Annotated in this window: 22 protein-coding genes; 10 read left to right on the forward strand and 12 right to left on the reverse strand. The window is 62.2% G+C overall.

Features of this window, described 5'->3' with window-relative positions:
• Nucleotides 1–92 precede the first annotated feature (92 nt).
• The 6 genes from N645_RS17440 to bioB form a co-directional block, all read right to left on the reverse strand.
• Complete coding sequence (locus N645_RS17440) at nt 93–1,115, reverse strand: putative metalloprotease CJM1_0395 family protein (protein WP_024461095.1); 1,023 nt, start codon at nt 1,113–1,115, stop codon at nt 93–95.
• 15 nt (nt 1,116–1,130) lie between these two features.
• Entirely contained in the window at nt 1,131–1,376 is a 246-nt protein-coding gene (locus N645_RS0108575; RefSeq protein WP_024461096.1) for a hypothetical protein, read from the reverse strand.
• A gap of 148 nt (nt 1,377–1,524) precedes the next feature.
• Nucleotides 1,525–2,208, reverse strand: coding sequence for a dethiobiotin synthase (gene bioD / locus N645_RS0108580; protein WP_024461097.1), 684 nt, complete (start codon nt 2,206–2,208; stop codon nt 1,525–1,527).
• 27 nt (nt 2,209–2,235) lie between these two features.
• Nucleotides 2,236–3,849, reverse strand: a complete 1,614-nt coding sequence (gene bioC, locus N645_RS17720) for a malonyl-ACP O-methyltransferase BioC (RefSeq protein WP_024461098.1) — start codon at nt 3,847–3,849, stop codon at nt 2,236–2,238.
• The gene (bioF, locus tag N645_RS0108590; protein ID WP_024461099.1) at nt 3,846–5,039 is read right to left on the reverse strand and encodes an 8-amino-7-oxononanoate synthase; all 1,194 of its coding nucleotides are present in this window, start codon (nt 5,037–5,039) and stop codon (nt 3,846–3,848) included. The genes bioC and bioF overlap by 4 nt, the downstream gene beginning before the upstream one ends.
• 3 nt (nt 5,040–5,042) lie before the next feature.
• Nucleotides 5,043–6,104, reverse strand: coding sequence for a biotin synthase BioB (gene bioB / locus N645_RS0108595; RefSeq protein WP_024461100.1), 1,062 nt, complete (start codon nt 6,102–6,104; stop codon nt 5,043–5,045).
• A gap of 287 nt (nt 6,105–6,391) precedes the next feature.
• Here bioB and N645_RS0108600 point away from each other — a divergent pair, with 287 nt between their 5' ends.
• From N645_RS0108600 to N645_RS0108610, 3 genes are all read left to right on the forward strand, one after another.
• Nucleotides 6,392–7,129, forward strand: a complete 738-nt coding sequence (locus N645_RS0108600) for a ComF family protein (protein WP_024461101.1) — start codon at nt 6,392–6,394, stop codon at nt 7,127–7,129.
• 123 nt (nt 7,130–7,252) lie between these two features.
• On the forward strand, nt 7,253–8,854 hold the full coding sequence (locus N645_RS0108605) for a glycoside hydrolase family 43 protein (RefSeq protein WP_024461102.1): 1,602 nt from the start codon (nt 7,253–7,255) through the stop codon (nt 8,852–8,854).
• Between the two features lie 51 nt (nt 8,855–8,905).
• Entirely contained in the window at nt 8,906–9,892 is a 987-nt protein-coding gene (locus tag N645_RS0108610) for a serine/threonine protein kinase (protein ID WP_024461103.1), read from the forward strand.
• 21 nt (nt 9,893–9,913) lie between these two features.
• On the opposite strand, the gene hflC is transcribed toward N645_RS0108610, so the two are convergent.
• The 3 genes from hflC to N645_RS17450 form a co-directional block, all read right to left on the reverse strand.
• Complete coding sequence (hflC, locus tag N645_RS0108615) at nt 9,914–10,852, reverse strand: protease modulator HflC (protein WP_024461104.1); 939 nt, start codon at nt 10,850–10,852, stop codon at nt 9,914–9,916.
• On the reverse strand, nt 10,852–11,862 hold the full coding sequence (hflK, locus tag N645_RS0108620) for an FtsH protease activity modulator HflK (RefSeq protein WP_024461105.1): 1,011 nt from the start codon (nt 11,860–11,862) through the stop codon (nt 10,852–10,854). Before hflK ends, hflC begins: the two co-directional genes overlap by 1 nt.
• A gap of 95 nt (nt 11,863–11,957) precedes the next feature.
• Entirely contained in the window at nt 11,958–12,677 is a 720-nt protein-coding gene (locus N645_RS17450; RefSeq protein ID WP_024461106.1) for a glycerophosphodiester phosphodiesterase family protein, read from the reverse strand.
• Nucleotides 12,678–12,799: 122 nt separating this feature from the next.
• On the opposite strand from N645_RS17450, the gene N645_RS0108630 reads away from it, so the two are divergent.
• Both N645_RS0108630 and N645_RS0108635 read left to right on the forward strand, forming a co-directional pair.
• On the forward strand, nt 12,800–14,227 hold the full coding sequence (locus N645_RS0108630) for a phospholipase D-like domain-containing protein (RefSeq protein ID WP_024461107.1): 1,428 nt from the start codon (nt 12,800–12,802) through the stop codon (nt 14,225–14,227).
• 38 nt (nt 14,228–14,265) lie between these two features.
• Nucleotides 14,266–14,988, forward strand: a complete 723-nt coding sequence (locus N645_RS0108635; protein WP_024461108.1) for a DUF599 domain-containing protein — start codon at nt 14,266–14,268, stop codon at nt 14,986–14,988.
• A 6-nt stretch (nt 14,989–14,994) separates the two neighbouring features.
• On the opposite strand, the gene N645_RS0108640 is transcribed toward N645_RS0108635, so the two are convergent.
• Complete coding sequence (locus tag N645_RS0108640; RefSeq protein ID WP_024461109.1) at nt 14,995–15,879, reverse strand: cation diffusion facilitator family transporter; 885 nt, start codon at nt 15,877–15,879, stop codon at nt 14,995–14,997.
• Between the two features lie 122 nt (nt 15,880–16,001).
• On the opposite strand from N645_RS0108640, the gene cysE reads away from it, so the two are divergent.
• The 5 genes from cysE (at nt 16,002) to N645_RS18160 (ending at nt 20,171) form a co-directional block, all read left to right on the forward strand.
• The gene (gene cysE / locus N645_RS0108645; protein ID WP_024461110.1) at nt 16,002–16,802 is read left to right on the forward strand and encodes a serine O-acetyltransferase; all 801 of its coding nucleotides are present in this window, start codon (nt 16,002–16,004) and stop codon (nt 16,800–16,802) included.
• 1 nt (nt 16,803) lies between these two features.
• Nucleotides 16,804–17,325 carry a DUF411 domain-containing protein gene (locus N645_RS0108650; RefSeq protein WP_024461111.1) on the forward strand — a complete coding sequence of 174 codons (522 nt, stop codon included), beginning with the start codon at nt 16,804–16,806 and terminating at the stop codon, nt 17,323–17,325.
• Between the two features lie 277 nt (nt 17,326–17,602).
• Nucleotides 17,603–17,977 carry a hypothetical protein gene (locus N645_RS0108655; RefSeq protein WP_024461112.1) on the forward strand — a complete coding sequence of 125 codons (375 nt, stop codon included), beginning with the start codon at nt 17,603–17,605 and terminating at the stop codon, nt 17,975–17,977.
• A gap of 101 nt (nt 17,978–18,078) precedes the next feature.
• Nucleotides 18,079–18,615, forward strand: coding sequence for a DUF6436 domain-containing protein (locus N645_RS0108660; RefSeq protein ID WP_024461113.1), 537 nt, complete (start codon nt 18,079–18,081; stop codon nt 18,613–18,615).
• 29 nt (nt 18,616–18,644) lie between these two features.
• The gene (locus N645_RS18160) at nt 18,645–20,171 is read left to right on the forward strand and encodes a methyl-accepting chemotaxis protein (RefSeq protein WP_193744959.1); all 1,527 of its coding nucleotides are present in this window, start codon (nt 18,645–18,647) and stop codon (nt 20,169–20,171) included.
• 26 nt (nt 20,172–20,197) lie between these two features.
• Here N645_RS18160 and N645_RS0108670 read toward each other — a convergent pair whose 3' ends face one another.
• Complete coding sequence (locus N645_RS0108670; RefSeq protein ID WP_024461115.1) at nt 20,198–20,770, reverse strand: HNH endonuclease; 573 nt, start codon at nt 20,768–20,770, stop codon at nt 20,198–20,200.
• A gap of 406 nt (nt 20,771–21,176) precedes the next feature.
• Nucleotides 21,177–22,160, reverse strand: coding sequence for a MotB family protein (locus N645_RS0108675; RefSeq protein WP_024461116.1), 984 nt, complete (start codon nt 22,158–22,160; stop codon nt 21,177–21,179).
• Nucleotides 22,161–22,172 lie beyond the last annotated feature (12 nt).

Below are 22,172 nucleotides of genomic sequence, written 5' to 3' on the forward strand. Positions count from 1 at the left end.
ACATCATTCAACCGGAGCACCGACTCGGCGGCGCCAAAGGCAGACAGTATAGAACGGGAAACGGGCCGGCAAAAGCGGCGGCGTGGCGGGACTTAAATACGCTGATCCAGGCGGTTACCGGAGCGCCCCTCACTGGTCAGGCCGCTGAGACCGACCAACTGGATGTAGGTGTCGATATTGCGCTGACGGGCATCCTCAACCAGCTCGCTACGGCGGTTTTCCCGCTCCGCCTCCTCGCGCTCACGTTCCGAGCTGAGCTCATCGCGCCGCGCACTGGATTCGCCCTCCTCATCCGGCGATGTACGCCTTTCTTCGGCCTCCTGCGCCTCCATCTGGCGCAGTTCGGCGCGTGCCTGAGCTTCCATTTGCGCCGCTTCAGCGGCCACCCGCCGATCGGTATCGGAGGGTTCGGCCGGCGCGTAGGCCGCGCGCCGGATCTGCTGCGCCTTTTCAATGGTCGCCTGGGGGTCGTTCGGAACCCGGCTGGTATCTATGGGGACCTCCCCCGACACCGCATAGGAAACGCCATCGGGGCCGCGCACGAAGTCGTACTGGGGGGCACCGGCATAACGACCGCCGAGGGCCGCATGGGCCTGCTCGTGCTGACGGACCTCACGATCCCGGGCCGCCAGCTCACGGATTTCAGCCTGGGTTTCCAGCGCCTGCTGCTTCTCCCGACTGTCGCGGAAAGCGCTGCGAGGATCATCGGACGTGGGGCTGGCCGGCGACGCGCCGGATTCAGCCGTCAAGCCAGCGCCCTGAGCCCCGGAAGACTGACCGATACTCGCCTCTGACGCCAGGGCCGCCTGCCCGGAAGCGGACAGCGTGACCCGGTCGTTGCGATTGGTTTCAATGGGAGGCGGCTGATCGGTCTCTGGAGCGCTGGAGCGAATACGCGGGTCGCGGCTTTCCTGCTGCTGCCACTGCTGATCGGTTTCTCCGGGGCGCTGATCGGGGGAGCGGAAGTTCTCGCTTCGGGCCGTCTCGGCCGATTCCTCCAGTGGCTGGAGGCTGGAACCTCTAAGGTCCTCGGTTTCCTGTCCCACAGGCGCACGTCCGGCGGGCACAAAGGGCGCCACGGCGTTGGCAAAGTTGGAGGGGATGACCGAGGCCATGATCGAAGGGGGCTATCAGGCCATGGTATCAATCAGCCGGCCGACATTTTCATCGGCAGCTTCAAGCACCCGGGCGTTACTGTCAAACACCTGCTGCTGGGCCTCGATATTGATCAGAGGCTCCACGATCTGCAGGCTGGAGGCCGATTCGGTCGCAGGCACGGTGCCCGACTGGACGATCTGCTGCGCCGAGCTGGTCATTTCAGACTGGCTGCGCTGCATGCCGATCAAGGCCTGATTGACGGCAGAACCAATTTCCATCGTATACCCCCTTTCATTGCGGCCTGAGCGGCCGATCTGAGAATGCTGTCCTCGTTAGTTTAGCGCGCCAACTGACCAAAAAACAATCAAGACCGGCAATTTATCAGAGTTTTTTGCAGTAAAACGGCCATTTATAGAACCGAACGAACTAACCGATCAGGGGGTCCAGATTCAGGTGCTCGGCAACCGCACTCGGGGTCGGCGAGGTCAGTGACGGCACCCAACCCAGAAACGGCGCCCGCAGGCGTTGCCCGAGTGCGTCCACATTCTCCCGCAGACGCGGCATATCCGAGTCCAGCACGTTGGCCACCCAGCCGGCCAACGGCAAACCATCGCGGGCAATCGCCTCGGCGGTCAACAGCGCGTGATTCAGACAACCCAGGCGCACCCCCACCACCAGAATGACCGGCAAATTGAGCTGTCTGGCCAGATCCGCCAGAGTTTCAGCCGGGTTGAGCGGCACTCGCCAGCCCCCGGCGCCCTCGACGACGGTAAAATCCGCCTGCCCCAGAACGCCGCGGCAATAACCCGCCAGACGATCGGTCGACAGGGGCCGCCGGGCTTCCAGCGCGGCAATGTGGGGCGCGATGGCCGGTTCGAGGGCCACGGGGTTGATCTGCTCGTAATCGAGGGGCGGATTGACCACCGACTGCAACAACAGGGCATCCTCGTTGCGCAGTCCCTCCGGGGTCCGTTCACAGCCCGCGGCCACCGGCTTGAGCGCCGCTGTGGTCAGGCCCCGACTGTTGGCGGCCTGGAGCAGGCCGGCCGCGATACAGGTTTTACCCACACCGGTATCCGTGCCGGTGACAAAAAACGCGTGTTTTGCCATGGTGTGCAGATCTCTTTCAACGTCGGATTAAGAAGGCTTGCGCGCAGCGGCGTAATACACCTCGTAGCTGGCGGGGAGGAGTCCGCCCTCCCGGAACGGCTCGTAGGCAGCCTTGAGCGCCTGAATTTTCTGTCGCCCGGTGAGCCCTTCCGGCTGCCCCCGGTTGACATTGTGTGCCCCGAGCGCCTTGAGCTCCCGGGTCAAGTCGGCCAGCGCCTCGTAGCGCAGCACCCGTTCCTCGCGCAGCCACTCGGTGCCCTGGAACCCCGCCTGGCACAGTGCGTCGTCAACCGCCCGCTGGGGAGGAAAGCGGTTGACGTGAACGTAACCGTCCACCCGCTGCCAGGCGCTTTTCAACTCCCAGAGCGTGCGCGGCCCCAGGGTGGAAAACAGCAGCCGCCCGCCCGGTTTCAGCACCCGCTGCAGCTCGCCGAACAGGCTTGGCAGGTGTTCACACCACTGGACCGACAGGCTGGAAAAGACCAGATCCACACTGGCATCGGCCAGGGGTAATTCCTCGGCATCACCACATAGCCACAGAGCCGGAATATCGCGCTCCTGACGGGCAAAGCGGAGCATGCCCTCGGCAATATCCAGTCCGATCAGCTGCGCCTCGGGAAGCCGGTGGGCCAGCCGCTCGCCAAAATAGCCGGTACCGCAGCCCAGATCCACCAGGGTGTCCACCACCCCAAGGTCCTGCCCGCCCAACTGATTCAGTAGCGTCTCTCCCACCGCGCGCTGCAGTCGCGCGACACTGTCGTAACTGGTGGCTGCCCGGCTGAACGAGTGAGCGACCCGGCGCTTATCCAGTTGCCCGGTGGTCAAATTCAGAAAATGCAGCACGGCCTCTCCCACCCGCTCCGGCTCACTCCAGTGCATGGCGTGCCCCGCCCCGGCCACCACGGACACCCGCTGGCGCTGGTTGAGTGCCGGCAGCTGACCGGCGGCAGCCAGGGGAACCAGAGCGTCGTGCTCGGCATACAGGTGCAGACCGGGCTGCCGCAGTTGCTCGAAGGCACGGGCATTATCCAGATCGGATAACAGCGTCAGTGCCTGGCCCCATTGAGGCCGAACCTGTTCGGGCTCCGGCTGAAGGCTTGCCAGCGCTGCGCGCACCTCCCGCTCGCGCTGATCGCCATGGGCGACCAGACCCAGAAACCGTTTCAGCCCTTTGGCAGGGGCGCGCTCGAAATCGCGCTTGAATCGCTCGTTGGTGGCCGGCGCCATGGCCTCTGGCCAGCGCGCATCCGCCACAAAGCGCAGATTGCTGGCGAGGGTGATCACGCGGGCAATACGCTCCGGCCGCCGGGCGGCCAGTGCCACCGCGAGCATGCCGCCCAGAGACCACCCCACCAGAGTGGCCTGCGCCGGCAGGCTCTGATCAATGGCATCGAGTACGCTATCGAGCGAGAAATCCGCACCGGCCGGACTGTCACCAAAGCCCGGCAGGTCCAGAGCAATGACATCGCTGTACTGGCGCAACCAGGGTAGCAGGGGTTCCCAACTGCGGCTGTCAAAACCCCAGCCGTGCAGCAACACCAAGGGTTCGGCCGAGGTCGGTACGAGCGCGGGAAAATGGTGGGCGGCCAGTGGAGCATCGAGCTCCCGGGGCGCACTCAGGGGAATCATCGGGTCGGTCACGGCGCCTCCACTGACGCAAGTTCATGGAGACTGTCCGCCAGCGCGGACAGCAGCCCGGCCACCTGTGCCCGGGAGTGGCTGGCACTCAGGGTCACTCTCAGTCGGGCACTGCCTTTAGGTACGGTGGGTGGGCGAATAGCGACCACCCAGTAGCCTTTCTTCTCCAGGGCGGATGCCAGGGCGAGTGCCCGGCGGTCATCCCCAATCAGCACCGGCTGGACCGCCGTGTGGGAGTCCATCAGGGTAAGCCCGAGGGCGCGCGCGCCATCCCGGAACTGTGCAATGCGCTCATTGAGCTCCGTCCGGCGCCAGGCCTCCTCCTGCACCAGCCGCAGGCTCGCCCGGGTCGCCGCCGCGACCGCCGGTGGCAACGCGGTGGTGTAGATGTAGCTACGGGCAAACTGGATCAGCGTTTCAATAAGGGCCTCGCTGCCCGCCACAAACGCTCCGGCAGTGCCCAGTGCCTTGCCCAGCGTCGCCATATAAATCGGCACCTGCGCCTCGGCCACACCCTGAGCGTCCAGGGTGCCTGCGCCGCGCTCGCCCAGGCAGCCGAAGCCGTGGGCATCATCCACCATCAGCCAGCCGTCGTGCGTATTGGCGACCCGGGCGAGATCGACAAGTGGGGCGCAGTCACCGTCCATGCTGAACACGCCGTCCACGGCCACCAGGCGACGCCTGGCATCAGAGCCCGCGAGGCGGCGCTCCAGGTGTTCCGGGTCATTGTGGGAAAAACGCTGGAAACGGGCCCCACTCAGCAGCCCGGCATCGAGCAGCGAGGCGTGGTTAAGACGGTCTTCAAAAATGCCGTCGCCCTTGCCCACCAGGGCGGTCACCGTGCCCAGGTTGGCCATGTAACCGGTGGAAAACAGCAATGCCCGCTCGCGGCCACAGAACGCCGCCAGTTCCTCTTCCAGGGCATGGTGCTCGCGGGAGTGGCCGCAGACCAGGTGAGAGGCTCCACTGCCCACCCCCAGATTATCGGCGCCGGCTTTGAATGCTTTGATGACGTCCGGGTGGTTGGCCAGGCCCAGATAGTCGTTGCTGCAGAAACCGACCAGTTGCCGGCCATCGACCACCACCTCGGGGCCCTGCGGGGAGGCCAGCGTCCGGCGCTGGCGATAGAGCGACTGGGCCCGACGAGCCGTCAGTGCGGGCCCGAGCGCCGCATCCAGAGAGGCGTGGGGCACGGCTTACTTGGCGGCGTTGTAGAAGAATTGGTCGTTGCGCGCCTCTTCCAGCGCCCCGGCCAGCTCGACCTCATCCTGCTCGGCTTCGTCGATATGCACTTCGCGCTGCTCAGGCTGAATCCCCAGGCGCTTGAACAACTGCATATCCTTGTTGGCTTCCGGGTTGGCGGTCGTGAGCAACTTTTCGCCGTAGAAAATCGAGTTGGCGCCGGCCAGGAAGGCCATGGCCTGCATCTGGTCGTTCATCTCCTCGCGCCCGGCAGACAGACGGACATGCGACTGAGGCATCAGAATCCGGGCCACCGCGATGGTGCGGATAAACTCGAAGGGGTCCAGGTCTTCCTCTTCCGCAAAGGGCGTACCGGCCACCTTCACCAGCATGTTGATGGGTACCGACTCCGGATGGTCCGGCATGGTGGCCAGTTGCTGCAACAGACCCGCGCGGTCGGTCTTTTCTTCGCCCATACCGACAATCCCGCCACAACAGACTTTCATACCGGCCTTGCGAACGTTGTCCAGGGTTTCCAGACGATCCTGATAGGTACGGGTGGTGATCACCTCGCCGTAATACTCGGGAGAAGTATCCAGGTTGTGGTTGTAGTAATCCAGGCCCGCCTCGGCCAGGGTTTTTGCCTGCCCTTCGTCGAGCATCCCCAGCGTCATGCAGGTTTCCAGGCCCAGGGACTTGACCCCTTTGACCATGTCCGTGACGTAGTTAAGGTCCCGGTTCTTGGGGCTGCGCCAGGCGGCACCCATGCAAAAGCGGGTGGCGCCGCTGGCCTTGGCGGCCCGGGCTTCTTCCAGGACTTTCTCTACCGCCATCAGACGCTCGCGCTCCAGACCGGTGTCGTAGCGGGCACTCTGGGGGCAGTATTTGCAATCTTCCGGGCAGGCGCCGGTTTTGATCGAGCACAGGGTGCTGACCTGCACTTGATTGGGATCGAAGTGGGCGCGGTGCACGGTCTGTGCCTGAAACATGAGGTCGCTGAACGGCAGGTCGAACAGGGCGAGAATCTCGTCCCGGGTCCAGTCGTGGCGAATCGGCGGTTGTGCAGTGGCGTTCATGGTTCAATCCCGGTGTGTTTGAGGTCCAAAAGCCCTCTATAGTAGCGGCCCACGGGCCGCTGTCAACCAAAACGCCCTGATCGGGTTTACAGCACCCTCGCCCACCAGAGCACATACCCGGCGGTTTGGGCCTCCGGGCTGGACGTCAGCGGCCCGAGAAGTCATGATCTACCTGCAAGCCACTAACCAAAGGACTACCCCCCATGTGGAATGGATTGAAGAGGAATGGATTGAAGAGGAATGGATTGAAGTGGAATGGATTGAAGTGGAATGGACTCAAGGACCTTATGGCCACCCTGCCCCGGTTGCCCCGATACTGTCTGCTGTGCTCCCAACCCGGTGCCGACCTGCTGTGTCAGGGGTGCGAATTCGATTTGCCCTACCTCGCCCGCCACGACCATCAATGCCTTACCTGCGCCCTGCCGCTGTCCGTGGATAGCCGCTACTGTGGGTATTGCCTGCAGGCACCACCAGACTTTGAACGCTGCCGGGTCCTGGGAATCTACGACTACCCTCTGGACCACCTGGTCCACGCCTTCAAGTACCGTCGCAAACTGGCATCGGGCCGGGCCTTGAGCGGATTGCTCGCCGGGCTACTCAGGGCGGAGCGGGAGGAAGAGAGCGAAGAAACCTGGCCGGAACTGCTGGTCCCGGTCCCCATGCACTGGACCCGTCGGCTCAAACGCGGCTTCAACCAGACGGAACTGTTGGCCCACGACCTGGGCCGGGCACTGAGCCTGCCGGTGTTGAGCCGGGTGGTGCGAAGACCCCAGCCGACCCGCGCCCAACAGGGGCTGACCCGAACCGCCCGCATCCATAACCTGCGCCACGCTTTTTCCTTGAATCCTCGCACCGAAAAGCGCCTTGCGGGACGACGGGTTGCCCTGGTTGACGATGTGGTGACCACCACCAGCACCGTGCGGGCACTGAGCCGACTTATGCGGGAGGCGGGAGCCCGCTCGGTGGAAGTCTGGGCCCTGGCCCGGACGCCAGAGTCGCCCCAGGCCCACCAAAGTACCCAATAGTCTCGGTCTATTTGTATTACCATATTACATCATGGTAGTTTGTTGAGCGTAAGTTCAATAAATACAACCTGGCGGGCGAACATCGCTTGTGGCGCTCCGCCTGATATCGCGAGGCAAAATACCATGACATCACGCAATACCAAGACCCCGAGGCTCCCCTTTCCGACCGCGGTCAGCGCGCTGGCCCTGAGTCTGTTCCTGACCGCCTGCGGCGGCGGTTCCGGTGGTGGAGAAACCCCGACGAATTCCGACGGTCCCGGTCAGGAAGCGCCCGAGAACAACGATAGCCCGGATCAGGAAACCCCAGAGGATGAAGACCAGGACAGCCCCCAAGGATCGGTCAGTCCAACCTTTACCAACATCGCGGTCCACGACCCCTCGGTGACCAAGGTGGGCAGCGACTACTATGTGATTGGTTCGCACCTCTCCATGGCCAAGACCGACGACCTGATGAACTGGGAACGGGTTGCCGATGTTGTGACACCCGCCAACCCCCTGTTTGACGATGTCACCGAAGAGCTGGCCGATGCCCTGGGCTGGGCCGATGCCGACACCCTTTGGGCCGCCGATATCATTCAGCTGAGCGACGGCCGCTTCTACATGTATTACAACGCCTGCCGGGGCGATGCGCCGCAGTCGGCCATGGGGGTTGCCGTCGCCGACAATATCGAAGGTCCTTATGAGAATGTCGAAATCTTCCTGCGCTCGGGCTGGGAAGCGGACAGTGCACTCGAACCCGGTGCGGTGACCGAAGGCTATATCGCCGAGAATTACGACCCCCGTATTCATCCTAATGTGATCGATCCGCACACGTTCTACGATCATCAGGGCAACCTCTGGATGACCTATGGTTCCTACTCCGGTGGTCTGTATATTCTACAGATGGACCCGAGTACCGGGTTGCCAATGCCTGGGCAAGGTTATGGCACGCATCTGATCGGCGGCAATCACAGCCGGATCGAAGCCCCCTACGTGCTGTACAGCCCCGAATCCGAGTACTACTACCTGTTCAGTTCCTTTGGTGGTCTGGGCGCCGGCGGGGCCTACAATATCCGCGTCGCCCGCTCGCTATCCCCGGACGGCCCTTACCTCGACTACGCAGGTAATGACGTGGCCGAGGTGAAGTCCGACCCGAGCTTGCCTCTGTTTGATGACGCCTCGATCGAAGACGGTGCAGTGAAACTGATGGGCAACTTCCAGTTTGCCAATGGCGGGAACGGCTACGTCTCCCCGGGACACAACTCGGCCTATTACGACGAGGAGCTGGGCAAACACCTGATGTTCTTCCACACCCGCTTCCCCGGACGCGGCGAACAGCACGAAGTCCGTGTGCACGAACTGTTCATCAATGCCGACGGCTGGCCGGTGGTGGCACCGCACCGCTATGTGCCCACCTCTGAGGCGGACGAGGCCATCGAGTCAAGCATCAGCGAAGCCGACGTACCGGGCACCTACGAGCTGGTCAACCACGGCCTGGACATCACCGCCCAGATCAAAAGCTCCGTGACCATCGAGCTGGAAGACGGCGGTCAGATCTCCGGCGAGGCCAGCGGTGACTGGACCCTCGGGGCGGACAACGCCATCACTGTGACCCTGGATGACGAAGGCACCTTCGAAGGCGTGGCCGCACGCCTGTGGAGCCCGTCGGAGCAGGAGTTTGTGGTGACCTTCAGTGCACTGTCGGTGGACGGTGTGGCCATCTGGGGCAGCCGCTCGCTCGACTGATCTCCCATCCGCCCTCCCATAACCGGTACAATGCCGGTTTGGGAGGGCACTATGAGCACATCCGCACATCCTTATGAAGCGCTCTCGCCGGATCTGGTCCTGGATGCGGTGGAAAGTAGCGGCTACCTGAGTGACATGCGCATTCTGGCGCTCAACAGCTATGAGAACCGGGTGTATCAGGTGGGCATGGAAGAGGGGCCGCCGCTGATCGCCAAGTTCTACCGCCCGGAGCGTTGGAGCGACGCGCAGATTCAGGAAGAACACGACTTTACCCGGGACCTGCTGGACCTGGAAGTGTCCGTCGTGCCCCCCTTACCCGATGTCGAGGGTCACACCCTGCGCGAATACCAGGGCTTTCGTTTCGCCCTGTACCCCCGCCAGGGGGGCCACGCCCCGAATCTCGATGACTTCGATCAACTGCTGACTCTGGGCCGGGTACTCGGGCGCATTCACGCCCTGGGCGAGGCCCGTCCGTTTGCCCATCGCCCGACCCTGGACGTACAGAGTTTTGCGGTGGACAGTTACGAATTTCTACTGTCCGAATCGTTCATTCCCGAAAGCCTGCGCCCTTCCTATGAAACGTTGGGGGCGGATCTGATCCGGCGCCTTGAGCGCATTTTTGCCGACGCCGAATACACCCCCATTCGCCTGCACGGCGACTGCCATCCGGGTAACATTCTGTGGCGGGATGATGCACCGCACTTTGTCGACTTTGACGATGCCCGCAACGGGCCGGCGGTACAGGATCTGTGGATGCTGCTGTCGGGGGAAAGGGAGCAACAGACCGCACAACTGTCGGAAATCGTGGAGGGTTATCAGGAGTTCTGTGATTTCAATTTTGCGGAACTGAACCTGATTGAGGCGCTACGCAGTTTGCGCATCATGAATTACAGCGCCTGGCTGGCGCGTCGTTGGCAAGACCCGGCATTTCCCAAAAGCTTCCCCTGGTTCAATACCGAACGCTATTGGGGCGAGCACATTCTGGAATTGCGGGAACAGTTGGCGGCTCTGGACGAGCCGCCGCTGGCACTGTTTTAACAGCGAAAAACTTGAGCGTGCTTAGCGCTCCTTGCTTTCCAGGTAGCGGAAGAAGTCTGAGTCCGCCCGAATCATCAGGGTGGTGTTATCGCCCAACGTGGAGTAGGTTTCCAGCGTGCGCAGGAACGCGTAAAACTCCGGGTCCGCCCCAAAGGCCTCACCGTAGATTTTGATCGCTTCGGCATCGGCGTCACCGCGAATTTCCTCCGCGGTACGCGCCGCCTCGGAATTGATCCGGCGCAGCTCACGCTCCATTTCACCGGTAATTTCCAGGCTGCGCCCCTGCCCCTCGGCACGGAAACGCTCGGCGATGGCCTGGCGCTCGGAAATCATGCGATTCTCCACCTGGCGGCGCACCGAATCGATGTAGTTCAGACGCTTGATACGCACATCGATCAGTTCTATCCCCAGACTCGGGGTCATCTTGGCGGCGCTTTTGAGAATTTCCGCCTCGAGTTTTTCCCGCCCCAGTTTCGGCCGCTTGGTCAGGGCCACATCGTCCCGATCCTGTTCGACTTCATCGAGATCATCCACGTCCACATTCCAGTCACCGGAGCGGACAATCTCTTCGAGCTCGGTACCCGAGACAATATCCCGCACCACCGAATCGACAATGTCATCCAGACGGTTTCGACCGCCACGCTCGTCGCGCACGCTACGCAGGAACTGTAGCGGATCGGTAATGCGCCAACGGGCGGTGGTATCCACCTGAATGAATTCCCGTCCGAGAGTCGGAATCTGGGTAACGTCACCGTCCCAGATCAACAGCCGCCGATCGAACCGACGCACCTCCTGTATGAAGGGCAGCTTCCAGTGCAGGCCGGGCTCGCTGACCACATCGCCCTGGGGCTCACCAAACTGAACGATGATGGCCTGCTCAGCTTCATCTACCACGTAGGCCGACGAAAATACGGTAACGGCAACCGCCGCCAGAATGATTGCAAAAATTCCACCTTTCATTATTTGGCCTCCTGGCGCGCGTCGCGAATGTTCATCAGGGGCAAGGGGCCGACCTGATCGTCCTGAACCATCAATACCTGGCCTACCTTGGGCAACAAGTCTCCCATGGCTTCCAGATACAGACGCGAGCGGGTGACTTCGGGCACGTTCTGGTATTCCTCCAGCATGGCGCGGAAGCGGGCGGTTTCCCCGTAGGCTCGGTTGACCCGCTCGGTGGCATAGCCTTCAGCCTCAGCGATCAGACGCTGCGCTTCACCTTCGGCGCGGGGAATTTGCTGGTTGGCGCGCTTGGTGGCTTCGTTGATCATCCGTTCGCGTTCCTGCCGGGCTTCGTTCACTTCGTTAAACGCGGGGCGCACCGCCTGGGGCGGAACCACGTCCTGCAGCTCGACGGTAATGATGTGCAACCCGGAATCGTAGCGATCCATGATTTCCTGAATCTCTTTGCGCGCCAGTTGGGCAATTTCCACCCGCCCGACCGTCAGCACTTCCGAGCCCAGGCGATTACCCACCACCCGACGCATGACCGATTCGGAAATGTCCCGCAGCGTGGTGTCCGGCTCGCGCTGTTGGTACAGGTACTTGATCGGATCCTGAATCCGGTATTGCACCACCCACTCGACGTTGATCACATTGAGATCGCCGGTCAGCATCGCCGACTCGCCGGTAAAATCCTGGCTGGAATAACGACTGGCCTCATTGCCCCGCTGGCCGACAGTACGAAAGCCGAACTCCTGCTTGAGCACCCGGGCCGAGGCGACACGTTGTATTCTGTCGATTCCAAAGGGAAGTTTGAAGTGCAGACCCGGATCGGTGATCGCCACCACTGCACCAAAGCGCTTGACCACTGCCTGCTGCTCAGGCTGAACAGTGTAAAAACTGGTAAAGCCGCCCCAGAGGATGAGAAGGGCGAGGGGAATCAGCAGGCCCAATCCGATTCCCGGAAGGCGAGGGAGATGCCGGGTGAGTTCGGCAAAATCATCCTTCAGGTTCCTGTGTGAATTATTCATTGTCTGCTCCTTTCATGACCCGGCGCGGTCAGCGCGCCGAGGCGGAACCTTAACAGAAGCGGTGGCCGCTGTCCCGCTCCGGGCGGGCCAGCCACTCATCCAGGGCGATAGTTGGTCAACACCTCGTCGACCCCGGACTCCAGCGCCCAGTCGACCTCCCGCCCACTCTCCGGAAGAAAGGCCAGTACCCGCCCCTGCCGGCGGCGATAGCGCTCCACCATGGCCGGGCGCAACAGGCGCACACCAGCCAGCTTGGGTGGCAGCGAGTAAGTGGCGCCGGGCTGAATACCCGCCAGAGGCGGCAGCCCCGCCGCGCAGGCCAGTCCGGCGCGTCGACACTCGGGCATGGGCGCCATACACTCGATCTCGGGCTGTTCGTCCAACAGCAGTTGTTGCTGACGGGGGTCCCAGAACAGGAATCGGGCGCGGCCGCTCAACAGCGCCTGACCCTCGCCCCGCCACTGCGCCAACAACAGGGCCAGGGTCCGCTCACCGTATTCGGGCTTGATGTCGAGAATCCAGTGGTGCTGTCCGAACTCCTCCAGCCACTGGTCAAAAAACAACAGTGGTTCCCCTCCCTTCAGCCGAACCTGCTCAAGCTCCCGGCGGGTCGCTTCGGTGACTTTCAGTGGATGCCCGGCAACCCGGCTCAGGTCTTCATCGTGGGCAAGCACCAGATGCCCGTCCGCGGTGCTGCGCAGGTCGGTTTCCAGATGGGAAAACCCGGCATCCAACGCTGCCCGAAAGGCATTGGCCGTGTTTTCCGTGGCCCGTTCGCACAGGCCGCGGTGACTGATCCAGAGGGGGGCGGACATCAATCATTTCCTCCTGTTGTTCCGGGCAGGCCAATGGCGCCCAAGCGTGTCATTTTATTCTGCGGCCAATGCGGTAGCATAGGCACAGGACAGTATACCCCCGGACGCCCAACGGACCGCCTATGCTCTATTGGATAATTGCGCTTTTCCATCTGGTCGTGATGCCCATCGCCGCCGTGCACGCCCTGATTTACAAGCGGGATCACCGCGCGGCCCTCGGGTGGATCGGGGTCATTCTGCTCTTTCCCGTCGCCGGGCCGCTGCTCTACTTCCTCTTCGGGATCAACCGGTTGCGCACCAAAGCCCAGGTATTCACCGGCCACCACCTGCCGGTAATGTTCTTTGGTTACGACCGCACCAGCCCGCCCCTGCTGCTCAACCCCGATCCGCTGATCGCCACTTTACCCAACCCGGATCTGGCCCGGGTGGGGAGCCGGGCCACCGGACAGCCCTTGCTGCCAGGCAACCAGGCCAATATTCTGATCAATGGTGAGGCCTTCTTCCCCGAGCTACTTCGATCAATTGAAGAGGCCCGTCACTGGATTCTGCTGTCCACCTATCTGTTCGGACACCGGGGTGAGGCCCGAGCGGTGATTGATGCCCTGATCCGGGCCAAGGCGCGAGGTGTTGCCGTCTATGTGCTCGCGGACGGGATCGGTACCAGCTATTCGTGGCGCATCGCCATTCGCGCGCTGCGCCGGGCCGACGTCAGTGTGGCACTGTTCACACCGCCCTCGCTGCTGCCACCCTCGCTGGATATCAACCTGCGCAATCACCGCAAAATTGCGGTAGTGGATCAACAGGTCGGCTTTTTCGGTGGCATCAATATCGATGATCGGCATATGGTGGCCAACCCCGACAACCGCCACCCCACCGAGGATGTCCACTTCCGGGTGAACGGGCCATTGGTGGCCGAGTTGACCCATCTGTTCTGCCACGACTGGGATCTGGTGACCGGCCAGAAGCCCGCGCTGACCGAGCTGCCCTGTCCCACAGTGGGCCGCAGCGTCTGCCGCCTGATTGACGACGGCCCCCACGACAACCTCAACCACCTGTCGATGACCCTGATCGGGGTATTTACGGCGGCCCGGGAGCGCATCCGGATCATGGTGCCCTACTTTCTTCCCAACCACGAAATGGTGGCCACATTGCAGGCCGCCGTGTTGCGGGGGGTCAAAGTGGAAGTCATTCTGCCCGAGCGCAGCAACCTGCGCTTTGTCGACTGGGCGACCCGGAACATGCTCTGGGAGCTGTTACTGTGGGATATGGACGTCTTTTATAAAGCGGCGCCGTTCGCCCACAGCAAACTGATTCTGGTCGACGATGCTTACGCCATGACCGGTTCCGCCAACCTCGACGCCCGCAGCCTACGCCTGAATTTTGAGCTGGGCGTAGAGTGGTTTGATCCGGAGCTCACTCAACAACTGCACGCCCATCTCGACGAGGCGACAGCGCGAAGCCGGCGGATCACCTTGGCCGAGCTGGATCAACGCCCCCTCTGGCAGCGATTGCGCGATGCGTTTTTCTGGCTGTTTTCGAGCTATCTTTGAAGTATGATTGAGCCACTACCGCGAGGCCCCTTTTGACAATGACTGCACATAATTGGCTGAACCTGCTGGCCGTCACCTGGTTTTTTGCCGTGTGGATTGGCTATGCCAGTTTCGCCCGACACCGTGCTCGGGTGTCCTATAGCCTGTCCTCCGTGCTGCAGATCTACCGCAAACGCTGGATGCATTCGATGCTGCGGCGGGACAACCGCATTGGCGATACCGCGCTGATTGCGGGGCTTGAACGACAGACCACGTTTCTGGCCTCAACCTCGATCTTCGTGATTGCCGGCCTGATTACCGTTCTGGCGTCCATTGAACAGGTTCACGAAACCCTGACCGCCCTGCCGTTTTTTAACCGGGACATGACCTCCCGACAACTGCAGTTCAAGATTCTGTTATTGCTGGCCATTTATGTGTACGCGTTTTTCACCCTGACCTGGGCGGTGCGCCAGTATGGCTTCAGCTCCATTCTGCTGGGGGCCGCGCCACTGGCGAACGACACCGACATCACCGAGGAAGAGCGGGCCAGCTATGCCACCACCAGTGCGAAAGTCATTGATCAGGCGGGGCACAGTTACAACTACGGCCTGCGCGCCTATTACTTTTCGCTTTCGGTGCTGCCCTGGCTGTTCAATACCTGGCTGTTCATTCTGGCGGCGACGCTGACCGTGGCCGTTCTTTATCGGCGAGAGTTTCACTCCCGGCCGCTGCAGACGCTGGCCAACGAGGTGCGGGCGTCCGCCGATAGCGCCCACCGGTAATCCGCCTCAATGCTGCCGGGCATCGGTGCCGTGGCTGCCCACCGGCTCGATATGGACGGTCGCCACCACCCCCAACTCCGCCAGTCGGTGCTCCGCCGCATCGGCCAGGTCGTGGGCCCGGCGCACGGTCCAGTCGCCGGGCACCTGCAGGTCCACTTCGGCGAACTGCTGGGCGCCAGAGGCCCGGGTGCGCAGCCGGTGAAAGCCACAACTTTCCGGGGTCATGGTTTGCAGTGCTTGCTCAAGCTTTGTCAGGGTTCCGGGGCTCAGGGCCCGATCCATCAACCCGTTGGCGGACTTGGCCAGCAGCTGCCAGCCCTCATGAAGAATATGCAGCGCCACAGCAATCGCCACGACGGGGTCGAGCCACAGCAAGCCAGTCCACTTGGCCAGCCCGACGCCCAGCACCACCCCGACAGTCGTCCAGACGTCGGTCATCAAATGCCGTCCGTCACCTTCAAGCGCCGGCGAACGCAGTGCGCGACCGTAGCGTAGCAGCAGGCGGGCCACCGCCAGGTTGATCAGCGCGGCTCCCACCGACAGCCCTGTACCCAGATTCAGGGCCTGGAGAGCCTCAGGATTCAGTAGTCGCTCCCCCGCCGCCACCAGAATGGCGAGTGCGGCCAGGAAGATCATGCCCCCTTCAAAGGCCGCTGCAAAATACTCGGCCTTGCCGTGCCCAAAGGGATGACCGTCATCCGGCGGCCGGCGCGCGTATTGAAACATCGTCAGGGCAAACCCGGCTCCCAGGAGATTGACCACGGACTCCAGCGCATCTGACAGATATCCTACCGAACCTGTCAGTTGCCACGCCAGGGCCTTCAGCCCCATGGTCGCCAGCGCCGCCGCCAGCGAGAGCCAGAGAATATGGTGAGCGTGCCATTTGCCCATTGTGTCCTTCCTGCCTTAATTTGCATTAGTTGTATGGTAGCGGGGGTGGAAATCTCCGCGCCCAAGCCCAATAATGACCCAACAATACTCTGTAATGCACCCGACACTCTACAGGATGGCCCATGACCGCCCAACTCGCCCCCGTCAGCAGTGACCCCGTATGGGAAGACATTCGCCGACAGACCCGCGCCCAGGCGGAGTCCGAGCCGGTACTGGCAAGCTTTCTGCACACCACCATCCTCAACCACGAAACGCTGGAAGCCGCCCTCAGTTTCCACCTGGCCAACAAGCTGGACAGCCCGGCGATGCCGGCGATGCTGATGCGCGAGGTCATTGAGCGGGCACTGGCGGACGACCCGGGTATTGGCGAGGCGGTGCGGGCCGACCTGCTGGCCATCAACGAGCGGGACTCCGCCTGCGACTCCTCGAGCACACCGTTCCTGTACTTCAAAGGGTTTCATGCGCTCCAGGCTTACCGGGTCGCGCACTGGCTTTGGCAGCACGGCCGGGAAGCCTTGGCGCTGTTTCTGCAGAACCGCATTTCTGTGGTGTTTGCGGTGGACATTCACCCGGCGGCCCGTATCGGCCGGGGCATCATGTTTGATCACGCCACGGGCATCGTCATCGGCGAAACGGCGGTGGTGGAGGACAATGTCTCCATCATGCAGTCGGTCACCCTCGGCGGCACCGGGAAAGAGAGCGGCGACCGCCATCCCAAGGTCCGCAGAGGCGTGTTGATCGGTGCCGGGGCCAAGATCCTCGGCAATATCGAGATCGGCGAGTGCGCCACGGTCGGTGCGGGCAGCGTGGTGCTCAAGTCCGTTCCCTGTCGCAAAATCGCCGCCGGTGTGCCGGCCCAGATCATCGGTGACAGCCGCTGCCAGCAGCCGTCACGCACTATGGACCACCGACTGGATGACTGACATGTTCAAACACTTGGCCGGCGCCTTCGCCCTGACGCTCGCCCTGACCGGTTGCGGAGAGTCTCCGGAGACAGAATCGAGCGCCAGCTCCGACAGCACGTCGGTCGCGCAGAATTCCGCTGCAACGACTGGGCTGACGGTCTACAAGAGCCCGACCTGCGGCTGCTGTGAAGACTGGATCACCCACATGGAGGGTGGGGGCTTTGAGGCGGCCATTGAGCATCCGAGCCGGATGGCGACCATCAAGGCACAATTGGGCATCGCTCCCGAGTACGCCTCCTGCCATACCGGTGTCTCTGAGGAGGGCTATATTTTCGAGGGTCACGTTCCGGCCAAGCTGGTCCGCCAGTTTCTGAACAGCCCACCGGAAAACGCGCTGGGCCTGGCCGTACCGCGCATGCCGGTAGGCAGTCCGGGCATGGAGATGGGCGAGCGTTTTGACCCGTACGATGTGTTGTTGCTGAAGACCGACGGCAGCAGCGAGATTTATGCCCGGATTGAAACGCCCGAGCAGCAATACTGAACTGCCTGCACCATTTTAATGCACTGCACTGAATAATGATGCAAGGTGGTTCGTCGCGCCCGGCCCGGTGCGGGGTGAACCATTCCAAGACACGCCGTAAACCCATCCCTGGGGGCTCGGATCGCGGGTCCCCCGCTCTACGGTCTTGGAATGGTTTACCCCACACCGGACCGGACTTTCCGAAAAACACCAAAACCAAAGCAGTAAAAGCCCCACCATGGCCAGCTTTTTGCAGCATTCCTGATCGCCCCACACGTCACTACGACCGGAGACCGGAATGCAGTACACCAAACCCATGATTGAACTGGTGTTTGAGATTCGCCGGCGCGTGCCCGCCGATCTGAAACCTTCCGTCAAACTCGCCAACCCGGAACTCCTGGACGAACTGGTCAGCCACCATCGGCACAGCAAAGATGTCATCTGTCAGACGCTTATCAAAGAACTGCTCCAACTGGCCGGAGACCCCTGGGACCACGCCCTGAACGATGCTCAACAGGACGCCGAGGAAGCCGAGGCCGCCGCCCGGCCGCGCAAGGTCACCAAAGTGTACCGAGGCCAGGTCACCCTGGAAGAAGCGCCTCCCAAAGAGAATCCCGACGCCCCACGAGAGCGCACCAAGCGGATGTATCGCGGGCAGGAGATTATCGACTGAGCCTGAATAGGGCCTTTTTGATCTATCGCAATGCTCTGACTATCACCTTTTATTACCCCCTGCTAATATGGCGCTTTGCCCCATTTGAGTGAGCGCCTCACTTGCCGTTTGACCGCCTTTCTCCATTACTTCGACGCCACTGGCTGGCCGCTACCATCACCCTGCTCTGGCTGGGTGTGACCGCCTATGGGTTTTGGTATTTCGAGTGGCAGTGGCAACGGCGCTTTGAAAATCAGCACGCCAGCTTTGATCTGATGAGCCGACCTGCACCCTCGGGCCCCCTGTCGACGGGCGCTCCGCTGGTGGTGCATTTTGTGGATGCCGGTTGCCCCTGCACCCGCTTTGCGGAACCGCACATCGAAGCTGTCGACGCGGGCCTTGATCCAGGGGTGCGCACAATGCGTATTTATGCGACAGACCCACAGGCGGGGGCGTTTGACTGGATCCCCGCCAGCCCCGCCGTTGCCATCTGGGACGGGCACGGGGAGCTGGCCTATGTTGGCCCGCACAGTGAGGGCGCGTTCTGTGGCCAGGGGGACGATCTGGTCGCGCGGGTCATGGGGCAGTTGCAGACCGGCAATAACCCACGTTGGCTGAACCGCGAATCAATCGGGTGCTTCTGCACCTGGCAACCCTGACCTTTCAGGCCCTTTTTTCGAGCGTGACCATGTCCATCACCACGAGTCCTACCAACACCACAGCCATCACCTCAGACGACCTGTTGCACGAACATTACCAGCGGGCCGACCGGATCATGTTCCGCCTGGGTGCGATGCTGTTCGTCGCCAGTCTGATCATCGCCCTGTGGTATGACACCTGGGGTGCCGCGCTGGTCATCGGAGGCAGCACCCTTGTGGCGACCTTCCTGCTGGTCCGGCTCGCCGCCGGGCAGGTGGTGACCCGGATCGCCCTGGGGGCCAGCCTGATGGTCTATTCGGCGCTGCATATTCACCAGGCCCACGGGATGATCGAGTTCCATTTCGGCATCTTTGCCTTCATGGCGGCACTGCTCTACTACCGGGACTGGGTACCGATTGTGGCGGCGGCGCTCACGATCGCCGTGCACCACCTGGGCCTGTTTGCACTCCAGGACCGGGGCGCAACCGTCTGGGTCCTGCCCGATGCCGACGGACAGTGGTGGGTCATCTGGCTGCACGCGCTCTACGTGGTGCTGGAGGCGGCGGCCCTGATCTGGCTCTCGCTGCACGCCCGCCGCGATGCGGCCCAGGGGCTGGAACTTGTTCACTCGATCCGCCGCGCCACCCACGCCGGGCATATCGATCTGAGTGAGGCAACCTCGGGGGAAGGAGAAACCCTGGAGCGTTACAACGGTTTTATCGACACCCTGCGTCAACTGGTCGAGCAGAGCCGCACGGTCAGTGAGCAGCTGTACCACCACGGGCAGCAACTGAACGAGAGCACCATGGCCATCAGCGGTGAGCTGAACCAGCAGCGCGAACAGATCAACGATGTGGCCAGCGCCACCGAGGAGCTATCCCAGACCGCCGGCGCCCTGACCGCCAGCGCCGAAAACGGCCTGGATACCACCGCCCAGGTGGCCGACGACTCGGTTCAGGCGCTGCAGGCCAGCGAGCGCAATGCCCAGGCCTTTGCCGCCCTGAGCGATGAAATCCGCGAAGCGGTAACGGTGATCAACTCGCTCAATGACGAATCCCGGGATATCGGTCGGGTCCTCGATGTGATTCGGGCGGTGGCGGAACAGACTAACCTGCTTGCGCTCAATGCGGCCATTGAGGCCGCCCGCGCCGGCGAGCATGGTCGGGGCTTTGCCGTCGTCGCCGATGAAGTACGCACCCTGGCCCGACAGACCCAGGACTCAACCCGAGAAATCGGTCAAATCATTGAACAGCTGCAGCGCCGCAGTGAGCAGGCCGTGACAGCGATTGAAAGCAGCGAGGAGCAGTTGACCCAGTGCCTCGACAACAACTCGAATGTGCTGGCGGTGATTCGCCGGACCGAGGCGGCTACCGAGTCACTGCAGACCATCAACCGGGGGATAGTGACCGCCACCCAGGATCAGAGGCGGGCCGCTGAGCAGATCAATCGGGCCATTGAAGAAATACTGTCCGCGGCGGAACGCAGCACACAGCGCAGTCAGGACGCGGCCAACGCCGGTCAGTCTCTGGAGCTGTTGTCCGAGCGGTTGCGGGACTTGCTGACCCGCTTTCGCTGAACCCAAGGTTCAGTGGGGGCAGGGCTTCAGGAGTCCAGGCCAGCCCAGTCCCGGCGACGGGAAAACTGGGGGCGCAGAAACTCCATCTGGTCACCGCGAATCCGGTCGCTGTTGATCAGCGCCAGGTACTCGGCGGTGTTGGGGCAGAATGGCAGGGCAAGCAGCTCCATACCGATTTCAGACAGCAGGTGGTTGCCTTTATGCTGGTTGCAGCGCTTGCAGGCGGTGACCACGTTATTCCAGCGGTCCCGGCCACCGCGGCTGATCGGGTGCACGTGATCCCGGGAGAGGTGGTCCGCGGTAAACCAGCGGCCACAGTAAAGGCACTGGTGGTGGTCTCGAGCAAAGAGGGCGGCATTGGTGAGCGGCGGGACGAGGCGCATGCGGGCGAGGCGGTTGCCGCCACAGGCGATAATGGCCGGCAGGTCAATCTGGGTGCGCAACCCGGTCAGGCGGGAATGGCCACCGTAGACACGCCGGACGTGCCCGCCGAGGGTCCACTGCACCAGATCACGCGCATACAGGCAGACCGCGTCTTTCCAGTGCAGCCACTCGATAGGCTGGCCGGCAATATTCAGTCGCAAAATACGCGCTTCCATCGACACCTCCAGGGGTCGCTCGGTGCGCTCTGGGCGGCCGACTGACTGCGGCAAAGAAGCCGCCAGCGTCCGGGGCGTACCGGCGATTGACGTCGTACCGATACCGTATAGCCTTACTATGACGCCATTATGTCAAAACTTCCACACTTTTTATTGACGCCGGATCAGTCTGCCCGGTTTGTGTCGCCCACAAAAAGAAACCCCCGCGATAAGGGGGTTATCGCGGGGGTTGCCAGCTACTTACAGGATGGGGCCCGTCCCGGGCCTGGTGGCGCGCGTCCTTTCAGTTCCGTTGCCCTGCGTCCAGTGCCTGTATCCGTTAAAAGAGATTATGCGCCACCTGCCGGTCGGGCAATAGTGGCGAATGTCGGAAAGGTTTGTGCGAGATATCTCACAAACCGCAGGATCAGAAAATCTCTTCGGGCTCCAGATCAAACAGATAGTCAGGCGAAATATCCATATCCCGGGTGATGTTTTCCCCCTGATCCTGCAGCAGTTCCCGCTCCTCGTCGTCCAGCTCCTGCTCCAGTCCCTGGCGGATCACCACCTCGACCCGTCGGTTTCTGGCCCGGTTTTCCCGGGTGTCATTCGGCGCCAAAGGCCGGGTGTCAGCGAAGCCGGTCACCTCGAAGCGGTCCTGATCGATATAGTCGCCGCGCATCAGTTGATGCGCCACGGATACCGCCCGAGCCGACGAAAGCTCCCAATTGGAACGGAAGCGGGCCGAATTGATGGGAATATTGTCGGTGTGCCCCTGGACCTTGATTCGCCCCGGCTGGAGCATCAGTACCGCCTGAATTTCGTCCAGAACATCAAAGTAATCTTCCGCCAACTCCGCCGACCCGGAGCGAAAAGACCCCTGTTCCCGAATCCGGATGATGATCTGACGCCCACGGGTTTCAATTTCAATCTGTCCGGCCGTGATCTGCGGCTGCAGGCGCGCCGCCAGGGCCATGGCATCCTGCTCGGTTTCCCGGATCAGTTCCTCCAGCCGTTGCTTCAACTGCTCGCGCGCCGAGTCTTCGTATTCCGGCTCACCCTGCTGGATATCAAACTCCTCGGCACAGTAGACCTCCAGGCTCATCTGAGTCGTGTCATCGGTGCTCTGGAAAATTTCATTGATCGGGGTGGGTTCAGGCTTACCCGGGCTGAATTCTCGGGCAATGACACTGGTCCCCTTGGGCACCTCGTTGACCTGCAGTTCCGTCTGAACCCCAAACGCCTGGGCCAGCGACCCGGCCAAACGCTTGAACTTCATAGCGTCCATTTCGGAAAACGAGAGCAGTAGTACAAAGAAGCACAACAGCAGCGCCATCAGGTCCGCGAAGGTGGCCATCCAGGCCGGCAGCCCCGCAGGCTGCCGTTTTTTCCGGGGCGTATCGTCATCCATCACCGTTCCCCC

The organism is Marinimicrobium sp. LS-A18 (assembly GCF_000463525.1).
Lineage (GTDB): Bacteria > Pseudomonadota > Gammaproteobacteria > Pseudomonadales > Cellvibrionaceae > Marinimicrobium > Marinimicrobium koreense.